This is a genomic window from Streptomyces sp. NBC_01497 (genome assembly GCF_036250695.1).
Lineage (GTDB): Bacteria > Actinomycetota > Actinomycetes > Streptomycetales > Streptomycetaceae > Streptomyces.
In genome coordinates this window covers 127,401-140,943 of record NZ_CP109427.1, presented here as the reverse complement: position 1 = coordinate 140,943, position 13,543 = coordinate 127,401, and the positions used below count along the sequence as shown (strand labels likewise).

Genomic DNA, 13,543 nt, shown 5'->3' with positions numbered 1-13,543 from the left:
GCCGGCGAGGTGCCAGGCGGCCTCGCGGTCCTGCGCGTAGCGCAGGACCTCGACGGGGTTGGTGATCAGTTCGACGCTGGTCATCTCGTCGGCCTGGTCGAAGTGGAGCAGGGCGACAAACCCGGGAGTCGAAGATCCAGAAGTCTTCCTCGGGAAGCCGCAGGTGCTGGGCTTCGGCGTGGGTGAGGGTACGGATGTCCTCGCCCACCTCCGCGTTGCGGCGGGCGTTGTCGAGGAGGTAGCGCTGCCCGACCGTGGCCGGCGTGTCAAGGATCCTGACACGCTCGAACCTCTTGCCCAGGTCGCGCTGCTCGCGGCGCCCCACACACCAGGGGTCGTCAAGGTCCCAGTCGACACGGCCTTCAGCGAGGAACTGTGTGTAGGTCGCGGCCGCCTCGTCAGAGGCATAGCGCCGGCGGGTCTCCAGCCGCCAGGCACTGTGCCGCAGACTGGCAAACATGCCGGTGAACTCGTCGAAGCTGATGAGGTGAGGTACGTGCACGGGCTCCTTCGGACCGAAGTTCGCCAGCAGCTCGCGCGGCACCGTCCCCGCGCCCTCGCCGCGCGCCAGGGTCAGCTGCGCGAGCTCGCGCGGATCGGTGAACGACTTCCGCTCTCAGATACACAGTCACACGCACGAGGTCAGGTGGGTCTACGCCCGGACGGCTGGCCGGCTGGAGCTCGCTCTTCCCCGTCCCCGGCTACTGACGCTCGGACTCGACAAGCTGCGGATACATCGCCCTCCGAGGGGACCTTGCTTCCGTGAGGCGGCCAGAGCCCCGCTACTACGATTTGCGGGCGACTCCCGCGTACAGCGGCACGATCTCGTCGGCCGCGTCGGCCGCAGTCGAGGAGGCGATGGACAGCGCGGGCGTGTCAGCGAGCGGGGCAGAGGGGCGCCACCGTTCGATGACCTCCAACCCCGGTTCCACCAGGTCGAGCCCGTCGAAGAACGCCGCGACCTGCTCCCGCGTGCGGGAGGTGACATTGGAGCCTTCCTGATTGAGCCCCTCAGCCGCCGCGCCGACAGACGGAGCGTCGAAGTCGCGCGTGAGATGCGTGATGACCAGCGCGCTCCCCGCCGGCACGGCGCCCATCAGGCGCCGCACGATGTCGTACGGGTCCGCGTCGGCCGGCAGCCAGTGCAGGACCGTCAGCAGCATCACGGCGACGGGTTCGTCAAAGTCCAAGGTCCTGCGTGCCTCGGCGAGGATGGCGTCAGGCTGGCACAGGTCACCGTGCACGTAGGCGGTGCGGCCCTCCGCGGTGCCCTGGTGCAGGGCGCGGGAGTGGGCGAGCACGATCGGATCGTTGTCGGCGTAGACGACGCGGGCGGCCGGATCCACGTCCTGGACCACCCGGTGGAGATTCGGCTCGGTCGGGATGCCCGTGCCAACGTCGAGGAACTGCCGAATCCCCGCCTCGGCCGCCACGTAGTGCGCGGCCCGGTGCATGAACGCCCGATTCTCCACCGCGGTCGGACGCGCGATCGGCATGACCTCCAGCAGCCGCGCGACGGCATCCCGGTCCGGCTGGTAGTTCGTCTTGCCACCCAGCAGGAAGTTGTAGACACGGGCGGAGTGCGGCCGGTCCGTTCGCAGGTCCAGTGGCGGCCGCCAGGACTCGAATGCTGACCCGCTCAGACCGTCCTGTGATGTCATGCCAAATCCGTTCCTACGCCGGAGCCTGCCGCAGCACGCGCTTGAACCCGCAATCGTAGTACTCCAGTTGCGGGTCCACGGCCCCGCAGCAGATCAGCTCTTCCCGAGGTTCGGTGGAGGGCAGCGCGTGAGTGAACGCCGCGGCCACGCGGCCCTTCACCAGGTCCGCGGGTTCGGTGAAGGGCCGCGTGTACTTCGGCGTGACGGAGCGTGTCGCGCCGTCTGTATCCGCTCGTGGGCAGACGGCGCGCAGGTGCCCATCCGCAGCCGCCGGGTTGCCGTCCAGGTGGGTGCTTTGGCCTTGGGTGGCTTCGGGCCGGCCGGGGACCGGGGTGTGGTGCCCCGGCCCCGCCTGCGGGTCGGGGGTCAGCTGCAGGTGTTGAGCATGGAGGTGAGGGCGGTTTTTTCGGCCGTGGTGGTGGTGAGTTTGAAGACGGATTTCACGCGGGTGTAGGCCTCGGCGTAGGTGCACCAGATGGCAGTGTTCTTCGGCTTCCACACGTCGGGGCCGGAGTCGCCCTTGGAGGATTGGAGGATTCGGAGGCGATGATGAGCTGGGGGTCGGTGAGGTCGTTGCCGAAGGCTTTGCGCTGCACCGCAGTCCATTTGTCGGCGCCGGAGCGCCAGGCGTTGGCGAGGGGGACCATGTGGTCGATGGTGGCCTGGGCGACGACGGTGACAGTGGTGTCGTCGTACTCCGAGTACCAGGACCCTGAGGAGGGCTGGCAGCCGTCGGACTCCTCGACGATGTTCTTCCCGTCGCGGGCCAACACGTCTTGGCGGGTGGTGCAGTGGTCGGGCTGGGTGGCCCACACGTCGAAGGCGTCGCGGCTGTAGCCGGTCATGGAGTCGGGGGGTGGCCAGGGTGAGGGCGGCGAGTTCACTGCGGGCCGTCGCGAGGGGCGGCGGCGCGGGCGGGGCGGCGGAGGCGGGGACAGCGGCGAAGCCGGTCAGGATGAGGGCGGCGCTGGAGCAGGCCAGGACGGCGCGGCGCATGCAGTTATCCGTGGGGTGACAACCGATGGGGAGGCGGAGCGTCGGCAAACTCCCCGGCTCTACGCGCGTTGAAACCGAGCGCGACAAGCCTTCGCCCGCTCTACACACCGTCTCCAGCTAGCGGTTGGGAACGGAACTGCGACCCGGTCGGCCGTTGCCTCGGCCGGTTCCGCGCGTCGGTCGGCCAGACGGTGAACCGGTGATGCACCGTCGACTTCGACTCCTCGAAACGCGGCGGTAGCCGTGGGCAGGGGTTGGGGCCGGCCGCAGCAGGAGATCCTCCACTGCCTGGACGAGCAGGACCTGGCCGACTTCTCGCGAACGGTCCTTGACTCGCGGACGTCCGCGCAGCGAGCTGCGTACGCGTCCGCGACGATCGCACACGCCCTCGCAGGAAGCGGCGACTCGCGTGGGCCCGTCAGGGTGATCACGGCGTGCGCGCCGCACTCCCGCCGCGCAAATACCCGTTGGACCGGGCATGCACCCCTCGACCGCCCCCGTCGCAGCTCTGGCTCTGGATCGTATGCTCGCGCCGTTGCCAGGCCGAATCCCTGCAGGCGGTACGCACTGGCAGGCGGCCCACGAGGGCGGATCGACCGCCGGCGCGTGGCTCGAAGACGGACCCCGCACCGGTCCGGAGGCGGCTTCCGTGCCCGTCACCGCGCCCGAGCTTCCGCCGGGCCCCGAGGCTCCGCCCGCGGCCGGCCCTGCCGAGGCGCACCGCGCGATCGTGGCCGCGTGGGAGGCCGGGCATCGAGTGGAGGCGTACGCGATCGTTGCGGCCTTGGAAGCCGACGCCGCCCGCCGTGACGCCTCGCTGGAGGGCGCTCGGTGGATCGGGGTCCGTGCCCACCTCGCCGGGATGGAAGGGGAGATGGGCCAGGCGTGTGCCCTCTGGCTCACCCACGCCGGGGCGCTGCTGCTGTCGGGGCTGCCCGCCTACCACCCGGACGTGCAGCTGGCCGTCGACAATGCGCACGCCAGCTGGCACGCGGCCGGGCCCACGGCACCGTCCCACACCGACAACGGTCAGGCACTGACCACCCTGCGCCGGCTCGTTCCCGGGCCGCCCGGTGCGGCCGAGGACATCCCCCGTCGGCTCGCGCGCACCCCGCGGCGCTGAGGGCACCGCCCGCAGCGCCTGAACCGTGCCTCGCGCCGCCTGCCCGGCGGGACCGGTTGTACCGCGCCCCGCTCACCCGCGGCGCCGACCTCTCCGCGGCGTCGGCCTCCTGCGCCGGCGTCTGGACGCCGAGCTGCACCAAGCGCTCGCGCTGTCCATCGGACAACTTGGCCTAACCTGTCATCCAGCGACACAACCGGCGGAACGATCCATTCGCGTACGAACCGGATGATCCCTACGAGGGGTTGATCGCGCGGGGATTCATCGTCGTGGATCGCGAACGACGGGGCGACGACATGCAGCGCGTCATGGTGACCCGCCAGGCCCTGAACATCAGCCGCCGGCACCCCGGTCGTTACGGGGCCCTGTATCCGCGGATCCCCGCGCCCCCTGCCGGATCGCGGGTCTGGTGGCCAAGACAGGAATCGCTGAATCAGTAGGCGCTCCCTACGCCAAGCCCCGGCGCACCGGATACCCGGGGCTCAGCGCAGCGGGATGCCGCGGTCCGCTGAGTGCTGGTTCTCCGCGCATGTCTTGTGTGTGGGCAGGCCGTCGTCGTCGCGCAGGTTCGTGGTGCGGGAGCAGTAGCGGCAGGGCCGCGGATTGGGGGACCAGTGCTCGCCGCCACTCCAGTCCAACAGACGTCCCGGGGCCCGATCGCCGGCGGCGGGCTGCGCGGGGATGGCTGTGCTTGCATGAGGGTTCGTGAAGGGCGGAGCAACGCGCAGGGCGCTGGCGGAGGCCGGACAAGGCCTAGCTGCGCCGATAGGTGTGGATGTCCGGTGGGCAGGCCTGGTGCCGGCGCGGGGCGGGCAGGGATGCGGGCGGAGGTGCGTGCGCATGCCCAGTGGTGATGTGCTGGTACTCATCGACGAGGGCGGCTGGGTGATCGAGTGGGGGCGTCCGGCGGAGGAGCTGCTCGGTTGGTCCGCCGAGGAGGCCGTCGGGCAACAGGTGACCGCGCCCTTACCGGAGGTCGCCGCCGACGACGAACTGCGGCGGGAAGGGTTTCCCGAGGCGGTGTCGGCATTGGTCAAGCCGATGCTGCTGGGCACTTCCGTGGTGTGGCAGGTGCTTGCGGCGGGGGACGTCATCCCGGGACGGGACGTGGCGATCTTGAGGGCCCTGTTCACGCCGTCCCCGGAAGGGGTGCACGTTCTCGATGGCGAGCTGCGTGTGGTCCGCCCAGGTAGCGCTCACCGCGGCATGGGGGAGCAGCCGGTGGGCAGGCATTTCACCGAGATGTTCGAGCGTGAGGGGGCGGAGGAGGAAACCGCCGTCGCGCGCGGGGTCCTGGAGAACGGGGAGCCGGTGATTAACCGGCTCGTTCGGGGCGTAAGGGTACCGGGCAAGCCCGGGCGTCGCACCCACTCCCTCTCCTACTTCCGTCTGGAGGGACCCGAGGGTGAGGTGCTCGGACTGGTGACATCCGAGGTCGACCTCACGGAGCGCGAGAACGCACAGAACCGCCTGGCCCTCGTGGACGAGGTCCGCGCCCGGGTGGGGCATGGGCTGAACCTGGGGGCTGTCTGCCGGGAGCTGGTGGGAGCGGTGGTGCCCGCCTTCGCGAGTGCCGCCATCGTCGAGGTGATCGAGGACATCGTTCGCGGCCAGGAGCCGCCTCCTGTGCCCGTTCACCAGGATGTCCCTCTGCGGCGGGCGGCCTTCGAGGGCCCTGAACCGGCCTACCCGGTAGGAGAGGTGCGCCCGATGCCGCCCGGCACCCCCTTCTCAGGCGTGCTGACCGATCTCCAGCCCCGCCTGCTCGTGATCGAGGACGACACTTCATGGCTGGATGCCGATCCGACCCGCGCCGAAATCATCAGGCGATACGGTGCCCACTCCCTGATCGTGGCACCACTGGTCCTGCACGGCCTGGCACTGGGCGTGGTCAGCTTCTACCGCGCCGGGCACAAGGACCCCTTCGTGGAGGACGACCTCACCGTCGCCAGCGGGATGTGCGCGCACGCCGCCCTCTGTATCGACAACGTGACCCGCTACATGCGCGAGTGGGTCGTTGCCCAGTCCGTCCAGCGCCGGCTGCTCCCCGAAGGACCGGTCACGCAGCCCACGCTGGAGATCACCCGGCTGCACCTGCCAAACCCGAGGGCGGCGGTGCCTGGTTCGACACGATCGCTCTGCCCGGCGAACGGACTGCGCTCGTCGTCGGAGACGTATCGGGGGAGGGCATCACCACGGCGATCACCATGGGGCTCCTGCGCACAGCCATCCACACCCTCGCCGCCATGGATCTGCAGCCCGACGAGCTGCCGGCCCGCCTCAACGACGTCGCGACCCGCCTCGCCGCCGGGTACGCCCCCGCAGACCTCCCGAACCATGAACCTCTGACCGCCACCTGTACATTCGCGATCTACGATCCGGTCGACCTGATCTTCACGGTCGCCTGCGTCGGCACCACTGAGCCGCTGGCCGCCCTCCCCGACGGCATCTCCGCCAACCTGCCTGCCCCACCGGGGCCCCGCTGGCGGGACCGGGCAAGGAGCCTTTCCCCGTGACAACCGTCGACCTTCCGGAAGGAAGCGTCCTGGCCATGGCCACAGCAGGCCTCGCCGACGCGGCGCTGGCACCGTCCGGTGCCTTGCGCCCGCTCCTCGACAGCGCCGCCACACGGCCGTTGCAGGACCTGTGCGACGCCCTTGCCGCCGAGTTCAGTCCCGGTCGCGGCGGCGGCGAACCGCTGATGCTCCTCGCGCGGACCAAAGCCCTGCCCCAGGACGACATGTTGAACTGCCCCCTGCCGGTGACATCCGAGGCCGCACCGATTGCCCGGAAGGCGACTCTCGAACAGTTGAGCCGGTGGCGGGTGGACGAGGAGACGGCCTACACCATGGAACTCGTCGTCAGCGAACTCGTCGGCAACGCCATCCGCTACGGCGCCGCGCCGCTGCGCCTGCGTCTGATCCGCGGGCAGAGACTGACCTGCGAGGTCAGTGACGGCGCGACCAGCGTTCCACGCGTCCAACACGCCCGCACCGTCGACGAGAGCGGCCGCGGGCTGTTCATCGTGGCGAGCCTCACGGACCAATGGGGGACCCGGTTCCACCCGCAGGGAAAAACAGTCTGGGCCGAACTGCCCGCGGCCCCCCGGACAGATTCTCAATGAACCGACGACGAACCAATAGCACGCCTGGAACCGGGCCTGGTGCCGCATCCAGATGCCCCTGGTGAGGTGGCCCCAAGGCATGTTCCACACACGTTCCTACCGGCTGGAGTTGTCATGGCCTTTGACTACACGTCGATCCAAACCCGAGTCGAGGACGGCGTTCTGTCCGCCACTCTCGATGCCGGACCCCTCAACCTCCTCGGTGTCGACCTGGTCCGTGACCTGGTCTCCCTCGTCGACGGCCTGTCCAACGACCCCGGCGACGTGCGCGTTGTCATCATCGACAGCGCCTCCCCCAACTACTTCTCGGCGCATGTCGACCTGGCGGCGGTCCCGCAGTACACCGCCGAGGCAGCCAAGGCCGGGGGGCCCGGCGACGCCTCCCTCGGCATGTTTCTCCACAAGCTGGCCCGGGTCCCGGTCATCACCATCGCCAAAGTGCGGGGCCGCGCCCGCGGCGGCGGCAACGAACTCGCCCTCGCCTGCGACATGATCTTCGCATCGCGGGATAACGCGGTCTTCGGCCAGTTCGAGGCCGGTACCGGTGCCCTACCCGGCGGGGGCGGGATCCAGCACCTGACCCGGAGGCTGGGCCGGACCCGCGCCGTCGAAGCCATCACCGGAGCCGCCGACTTCGACGCCGACCTCGCCGAACGGTATGGCTGGATCAACCGCGCCCTGCCCGACACCGAACTGGACGGCTTCGTCGAGAGCCTGGCCAAGCGCATCGCCGGCTTCCCACCCCAGGGCGTCAAGGCCGCCAAACGCGCGATCAACGACCTCACCCTGGCGGAACCCGCGCATGTCCGCTCCGACGCCGTCCTGTTCCAGGGCCTGATCGCCCTGCCCGAAACCCGCGAGCGCCTCGACCACCTGGCTGACCGGGGCCTGCAGAGTGACGGAGAGCTCGAACGCGACCTCGGCAAAGCCGTAGGAGAGTTCCGCCCGTGACGCAGCGATGCAGCCGCGCCCCGGTTAGGGATCAGCGGCTGCTCAGTGCGCCCGCGCGTACCGCACGCAGGGCGCGCTCCGCGGTCTCAGGGCTTTCACCGACCGGCGCCACACAGTCGAGGACGTCGCGGGCGGCGTCCGCCCCGAGCGTCCGCGTGATCACCCAAGTGGCGAGATACTGCGACGCCAGACAGCCGCCCGCTGTAGCGATGTTCCCTTCGGCGTGGAACGGCCCGTCCAGCACGGTGACACCGCAGGCCTCGACGAAGGGCCGGCTCTTCCTGTCGGTGCACGCCGGGGTGTCACCCAGCAGCCCCAGACGCGCCAGGACCAGAGCGCCGGAACACTGCGCACCGATCAGCTGCCGCGAGGGATCGAGCGGCAGCCGGGACAGCAGCAGGTTGTCGGCGGCCACCTCCTGTGCCTTGACCCCACTGCCGATCAGGACGACGTCGGCCTCCGCCACGAACTCCATCGGGCGCTGCCCCGTCACCTCGACGCCATTCATCGACGTGACCACCGCCGTCGGCGTCGTGATGAGGGCCTCCAGGCCGCCGTTGCGGCACCGGTTGATCAGTGCGGAGGCGATGAAACTGTCGAGTTCGTTGAACCCGTCGAAGGTGACCACCGCTACCTGCATCACAACCCCTTCACGTACGCCACGACAATGCTGTCTTCCTGCCTCACTGCCAGGGCGAGCAAATCACGGTCGGGGGCACGTCCACCACCGTGCCCCCGTCACCTACCAGGTCTGACGCGCCGCTCCTCTCGCCGCATGGACAAATTGAGTCAAATGGCAGAACGGGCGGACGCCCCCTCCCGCAAGCTGAGCGACAAATCTGTCTCACCAGGGAAGGAAGCCCACTCGGCCGGGCAGTAGGAGCGACGAGTCGGATGATGCCGATAGCCACGCTGCAATGTGCCGGTTTGGTGTCGGTGGGTGGTGTCATTGGCCGGCATGTCAGTTCGGGGTGTTTCCGCTGGTCGGGTGTGGATGATGAGCGTGGTCACTGTCGTGGGGCGGTACCTGGGGCGGGCGTGGCTGTCATGGGGCGGTGCATCCCGCCCCGTGTCTCTGTCTCGGGAACGGCACTCTGAGATCGGCACAGCGTGGAGTGCCTTGCCGCTGGTCATGAGCGTGCGGTCACGTGTCGGCCGCGCCAGCTGCCCCTTGCCGCCCAGGCGCTGCGCCCCCGGCAGGTCCTACCGGTGTAAGCACCTCGCTGTCCGTGCGATGCCCGTCGGCCGCCGAGACAGCTCCTGGTATGCCTTGTGCTCGTCCGACAGGACTGCTTGGTGCCGGGCTTGGTCCTCCGAGCGCTCGTGCACCGCCTCCCGGCGGCCGTTGCGCTCCCGCAGGTACATCCACGCGACCACGCCCGCTTCCCGGCATACCCCGCCGCACTGCAGATCCCGCTCGGAGACGGGGACGGGCTTCCGGCCGGCGACGTAGTAGCGCACCACGCCGTAAGAGACGTCCGCCCCGTGCTCCTCGACCAGTCGGTGAAAGATCCGGGTGACCGTGTGCCGCTGCTTGCGCGGCGCGTCCAGGTCAGCCCGCAGGATCTCATCAATCACCGCTTTATACGGGTCCAGCGTGGTGGCTCGAGGAGGCAGCCTCTTACGGGGCTCAGGCCAGGACGAGTCCAACGCCTTGCGTACCGTCCGCCAGGTCACGCCGTGCTTGCGCTCAAGCTCCCGCATCGACATGCCGTCGCGATGGTCACGCCGGATCGCGGCGTACAGCTCGACCTTCGACATTCGCGGCATGACCAGGACCTTTCACCAGGAGCAGCCCGATGCTGCACTGGCAAGAACCCCAGCGCCTCCCGAACTCATCAACATCACCCGACCGTGGTTCTGGGCGCCTCCCAAACCCGTCGACAAGTGACGTCACTACTGGGTTCTGGCTCATCTTCTGTGGAGCAGTAACGCTGCGTGTCGAGGCCCTGCTCGCCCGACCTGGGTCCCAGGTGGCGTCCCACCCGTCTCGGGGACAATGCAGCCGTATTCCGCCCCACCCCCTCAGCTGCGTGCTCGTCGCGAGAGGATGAGGTGGTGATCCGCTACGACCCCGAGATACAGGCTGAGCCGATGCCGAGCTTCTCGGTCACCGCCTGCAGAGCGACCGTCTCGTTGGGATGGTCGTCGCGCACCTCGGCGACCATGCGCACCGCACGACGGCGGAGCTCAAGCGGGTAACGGGAAGCTCGTGCCATGATTAGGCGTCGGACGAGAAGCGGATCGCGGCGTCCGGGACCGACGCCCCGCACCAGACCCTGACCCCTTCGCGCAGTTCGTTGTCCGCTCCGACCCGCGCCCCGTCGCCGATCACCACGCCGGAGAGCACGGTGCGCGCGCCCACGTGGGCCGCGCGGCCGATCATCGAATCCGTGACGACGGCGCCGGGTCCGACGACCGCGCCGTCCAGGACCGTGGAACCGCTGATCCGCGCGCCCTCGCCGATGACCGCCCCGGCGCCGATCACCGTGCCGCCCGTCAGCTTCGCGTCCGGGGCGACCTCGGCCGTGGGCAGCACCAGCCGTTCCCCGCAGCTGCCCGGCACGGCCGGCGACGGCGCCCGGCCGAGGACGAGGTCGGCGGAGCCCCGGACGAACGCCTGGGGGGTGCCGAGATCCAGCCAGTACGTGGAGTCGACCATGCCCTGCAGGTGGGCACCGTCGGCGAGCAGCCCAGGGAACGTCTCCCGTTCCACGGACACCGGGCGAGTGGCCGGAATCGCGTCGATCACGGACCGTCTGAAGACGTAGGCACCCGCGTTGATCTGGTCGGTGACGATCTCCTCGGGCGTCTGGGGCTTCTCCAGGAACGCCGTCACCCTGCCGGTGGCGTCGGTGGGGACGAGGCCGAAGGCTCGTGGGTCGGGCACGCGGGTCAGGTGGAGCGAGACGTCCGCGCCCGTCGAGCGGTGCGTGTCGACGAGAGCCGGGATGTCCAGGCCCGTCAGGATGTCGCCGTTGAAGATCAGCACGGGTTCGTCGGGACCCGAGCGCAGCCGGCCGGCGACATTGCGGATCGCGCCGCCGGTACCGAGCGGATCGACCTCCGTCACGTACTCCAGATGGAGGCCGAGCGCCGCGCCGTCGCCGAAGTACGGTTCGAACACCTCGGCGAGGTACGACGTGGCGAGCACCACGTGCTCGACACCCGCCGCCCGCGCGCGGGCCAGCTGGTGGGTGAGGAACGGCACGCCGGCCGCCGGGACCATGGGTTTCGGCGTGTGCACGGTGAGCGGCCGGAGCCGGGTGCCTTTGCCTCCGACCAGGAGGATCGCCTCAGTCACCTGTTGTCTCTGCTTCCTGCCGGGGGCGTTTTCCCGCCACGGAATGGGCCGCCGCGGGATTTGCCATGTGTGCTGCGTTTGTCGATGAGTTTCATTTCAGCAGCAGTTGACGACGCTTTGAGGAACAGCGGCCGGAGACGCTTTCCTCGCGCCGGTGGCGTGCTGGTGGGCTCGCACCGCTGTCGAGTCCACCGACACGTCCCAGTCGATCCCACCCGCGGCATCCTCGGCCGCCTGCATGCGAGACAGCAGCATCGTCCACGTTCCACCAGTTGACCAGCGACGATGCCGCTTATAGACCGCCTCCCACGGCACGAACCGCTCCGGCAGATCTCGCCACTGCACACCGGTCCGCACTCGGTAGAGAACCCCATTGACGACCCGACGGTGGTCGCTCCACTCACCTCTACCCGCACCACCAGGAGGTAAGAACGACTCCAGCCAAGCCCGTTCGCATTCGCCAGATCCCCACGCTCTTAGCCGTGCGGGAGGTCGACCGTGGCCGAGGTGATCGTCATGGGTGTGCCCGTCACGGCGATCAGGCGCAGCCGGGGAAGCCCGCCACGGGGCAGCGCCCGGAATCCCCCGGGCGGTACGACCACGTAGGTCGCGGAGGCTCCCGGGGCGAGCGAGAGGGGTCCCGACCTGACGTGCCACCACCGCGACGCGCCCTGGCCGAAGCGGCTGGCGAAGTGGGGCGTGAGCGTCCTGTCGTAAACGTTGACCACGCGGACGGTGATGTCGTTGACGCCGAGGCGCGGACGGCTGGTGTAGTGCGGGTGGAGAATCATGTGCAGAGGCGGCGGGCTCGCTGCGGCGATGCCCGCGCACAACAGCGCGGGAGAGGTAAGCGCGGCGAGAGCGGCGAATGCGGGGATCCGCCGGCCGAGTAGGCGCGGCGGACGGGGCTGCCATGCGGCGGCGAGCGCGGTGGCCGGGACAGTCGCGGCGCTTGCGAGCCATAGCGGGGTCATCAGCAGGAAGTAGCCATCCTGGGAACGCGTGGCGAAGTAGAACGGGATCCAGGGCAGGACAGTCAGGGCGGGGCCGAGGCGCCGGACGAAGAGGAAGGTGGCGGCGAGCAGCCCGAGCAGCAGCAGGATGCTGCTGTAGGAGTAGAAGTCGAGGCGTCTGCTGCCGTCAGTGAAGTAGTACGAGATGCCCATGAGGCCCTGCCCGTGCAGGATCGCTTTCTGCGTGAGCGGGAGCAACTGCCCAGCGAGCCAGTCGTGGAAGCCCTGCGCGGCGAAACGGGCGTTGACCACCGCCCAGACCAGGGCCGCGAGCGCAACGTAACGGCCGAGTAGTTTGAGGGCCGCGCCCGTTCCCAGTTCGGCGCGGCGCACGGCGTACAGGCCAACGAGCAGGAACGGTATGAGGAACCAGGCGAGTTGCTGAGTGGCACAGGCTGCCCCGAGGCATGCGGCGCGCAGTGCACCGCCGCGCCCTAGGCGCCCGCCGGCGCCGGTGGCGGGCCAGCGGACGGCCACGGGTACCAGAAGGGCGACGGCGACGATGGCCGGGTATCCGTTGGCTGCGGCGGCGGGCAGGAAGCTGAAGCCCAGGCAGACGGCGGTGGCTGCGGGGCGCCACGGGGGCGGGAGCAGTGACCACAGCAGCACCGATCCGGCGACGAGGGCCGCAGTGACGACCGCGGTCGCGGCAGCCGGTGTGGGCAGCACGGTGTACACGGGCGCGGTCAGCAGCGCCGTGAGAGGCGGATAAGCGTAGGTGTAGTCGCCACCGCCCGACATGGTCTTGGTGAGCCCGACTTGGGGGGTGCCGAACAGCCACGGCCACGGCTGTCCGTAGACGGGCCGGCCGTGTGCGATCTGCGCGGCTGCCTGGGCGGTGAGTACACCTTCGTCGTTGCCGGCGTGGTGCAGCATGTAGTGACAACCCACCAAGGTGACGGCCAGCACCAGGACGCCGAGGTCGACTCGGGTGAGCGCCCGCCTGGAATGCACAGTCAGGGTGAGCACGGCGCACAGCAGGATGCCCGCGTAGCACACGGAGATGACCCCGCCGACCGCGGGACGCGACGACATGGCAGCCGTCCAGGCGGCCCGAGTGCCGATGAACAGGCTCACGATGGCGAGCAGGCTCAACCCGCGGTGCCACTGCTGCGGGCCCGGGACCGGCGCCACGGGTACCGCCGGGGCGGTGCCTGTGGAGAGCGCCGGCCGGATGCCCGGCAGCCGCGCATCCGGCGTCGCTTCGTCCATCGCCATCCTTCCTGGCTGCGCCACCGCGTGTACATCTGACGGGTGCCATCTGACGGGTGCCAGCTGTGGTGAACGAGCAGGCAACCCTGATACCAAAGAGAGTCAAAAGGGGAGGACCTTCGCAGTTGCGCGAGCGCGAGGCCACACACTTATGAGAGA

Annotated in this window: 14 protein-coding genes and 3 pseudogenes; 7 read left to right on the top strand and 10 right to left on the bottom strand. The window is 69.6% G+C overall.

The features are described 5' to 3' along the window. Positions 1–175: 175 nt before the first annotated feature. The 3 genes and pseudogenes from OG310_RS00675 to OG310_RS00665 all read right to left on the bottom strand — a co-directional run. Positions 176–460, bottom strand: a pseudogene (locus tag OG310_RS00675) (DUF6879 family protein); the annotation flags it as partial. Between the two features lie 325 nt (positions 461–785). Further along, positions 786–1,661 carry an SAM-dependent methyltransferase gene (locus tag OG310_RS00670; RefSeq protein ID WP_329453893.1) on the bottom strand — a complete coding sequence of 292 codons (876 nt, stop codon included), beginning with the start codon at positions 1,659–1,661 and terminating at the stop codon, positions 786–788. A gap of 13 nt (positions 1,662–1,674) precedes the next feature. Next, entirely contained in the window at positions 1,675–2,160 is a 486-nt protein-coding gene (locus tag OG310_RS00665; RefSeq protein ID WP_329453892.1) for a hypothetical protein, read from the bottom strand. A 155-nt stretch (positions 2,161–2,315) separates the two neighbouring features. Here OG310_RS00665 and OG310_RS00660 point away from each other — a divergent pair, with 155 nt between their 5' ends. From OG310_RS00660 to OG310_RS00650, 3 genes are all read left to right on the top strand, one after another. Beyond that, a complete protein-coding gene (locus tag OG310_RS00660; RefSeq protein WP_329453891.1) occupies positions 2,316–2,498 on the top strand; it encodes a hypothetical protein in 183 nt (60 codons plus the stop codon). A gap of 19 nt (positions 2,499–2,517) precedes the next feature. After that, positions 2,518–2,676 (top strand): hypothetical protein, encoded by a 159-nt coding sequence (locus tag OG310_RS00655; protein ID WP_329453890.1) that lies wholly within the window; start codon positions 2,518–2,520, stop codon positions 2,674–2,676. Between the two features lie 516 nt (positions 2,677–3,192). Next, a complete protein-coding gene (locus OG310_RS00650; protein WP_329453889.1) occupies positions 3,193–3,780 on the top strand; it encodes a hypothetical protein in 588 nt (195 codons plus the stop codon). A gap of 482 nt (positions 3,781–4,262) precedes the next feature. Here the strand turns inward: OG310_RS00650 and OG310_RS00645 are convergent, their stop codons facing one another. Continuing rightward, positions 4,263–4,418 carry a hypothetical protein gene (locus OG310_RS00645; protein ID WP_329453888.1) on the bottom strand — a complete coding sequence of 52 codons (156 nt, stop codon included), beginning with the start codon at positions 4,416–4,418 and terminating at the stop codon, positions 4,263–4,265. A gap of 202 nt (positions 4,419–4,620) precedes the next feature. Between OG310_RS00645 and OG310_RS00640 the strand changes: the two are divergent. The 4 genes and pseudogenes from OG310_RS00640 to OG310_RS00625 form a co-directional block, all read left to right on the top strand. Continuing rightward, positions 4,621–5,751: pseudogene (locus OG310_RS00640) on the top strand (PAS domain-containing protein); the annotation flags it as partial. After that, positions 5,739–6,412, top strand: a pseudogene (locus tag OG310_RS38425) (PP2C family protein-serine/threonine phosphatase); the annotation flags it as partial. The pseudogenes OG310_RS00640 and OG310_RS38425, both read left to right, overlap by 13 nt. 69 nt (positions 6,413–6,481) lie before the next feature. Next, the gene (locus OG310_RS00630; protein ID WP_329459974.1) at positions 6,482–6,904 is read left to right on the top strand and encodes an ATP-binding protein; all 423 of its coding nucleotides are present in this window, start codon (positions 6,482–6,484) and stop codon (positions 6,902–6,904) included. A gap of 114 nt (positions 6,905–7,018) precedes the next feature. Continuing rightward, complete coding sequence (locus OG310_RS00625) at positions 7,019–7,855, top strand: enoyl-CoA hydratase/isomerase family protein (protein ID WP_329453886.1); 837 nt, start codon at positions 7,019–7,021, stop codon at positions 7,853–7,855. 31 nt (positions 7,856–7,886) lie between these two features. Here OG310_RS00625 and OG310_RS00620 read toward each other — a convergent pair whose 3' ends face one another. From OG310_RS00620 to OG310_RS00595, 6 genes are all read right to left on the bottom strand, one after another. Then, positions 7,887–8,495 carry a DJ-1/PfpI family protein gene (locus OG310_RS00620; protein WP_329453885.1) on the bottom strand — a complete coding sequence of 203 codons (609 nt, stop codon included), beginning with the start codon at positions 8,493–8,495 and terminating at the stop codon, positions 7,887–7,889. 563 nt (positions 8,496–9,058) lie between these two features. Beyond that, on the bottom strand, positions 9,059–9,625 hold the full coding sequence (locus tag OG310_RS00615; RefSeq protein WP_329453884.1) for a hypothetical protein: 567 nt from the start codon (positions 9,623–9,625) through the stop codon (positions 9,059–9,061). A 296-nt stretch (positions 9,626–9,921) separates the two neighbouring features. After that, on the bottom strand, positions 9,922–10,074 hold the full coding sequence (locus OG310_RS00610) for a hypothetical protein (protein ID WP_329453883.1): 153 nt from the start codon (positions 10,072–10,074) through the stop codon (positions 9,922–9,924). Between the two features lie 2 nt (positions 10,075–10,076). Further along, the gene (locus OG310_RS00605; RefSeq protein ID WP_329453882.1) at positions 10,077–11,159 is read right to left on the bottom strand and encodes an NDP-sugar synthase; all 1,083 of its coding nucleotides are present in this window, start codon (positions 11,157–11,159) and stop codon (positions 10,077–10,079) included. A gap of 96 nt (positions 11,160–11,255) precedes the next feature. Next, positions 11,256–11,600, bottom strand: coding sequence for a transposase (locus OG310_RS00600; protein WP_443078812.1), 345 nt, complete (start codon positions 11,598–11,600; stop codon positions 11,256–11,258). 35 nt (positions 11,601–11,635) lie between these two features. After that, a complete protein-coding gene (locus OG310_RS00595; protein ID WP_329453881.1) occupies positions 11,636–13,384 on the bottom strand; it encodes a hypothetical protein in 1,749 nt (582 codons plus the stop codon). Positions 13,385–13,543 lie beyond the last annotated feature (159 nt).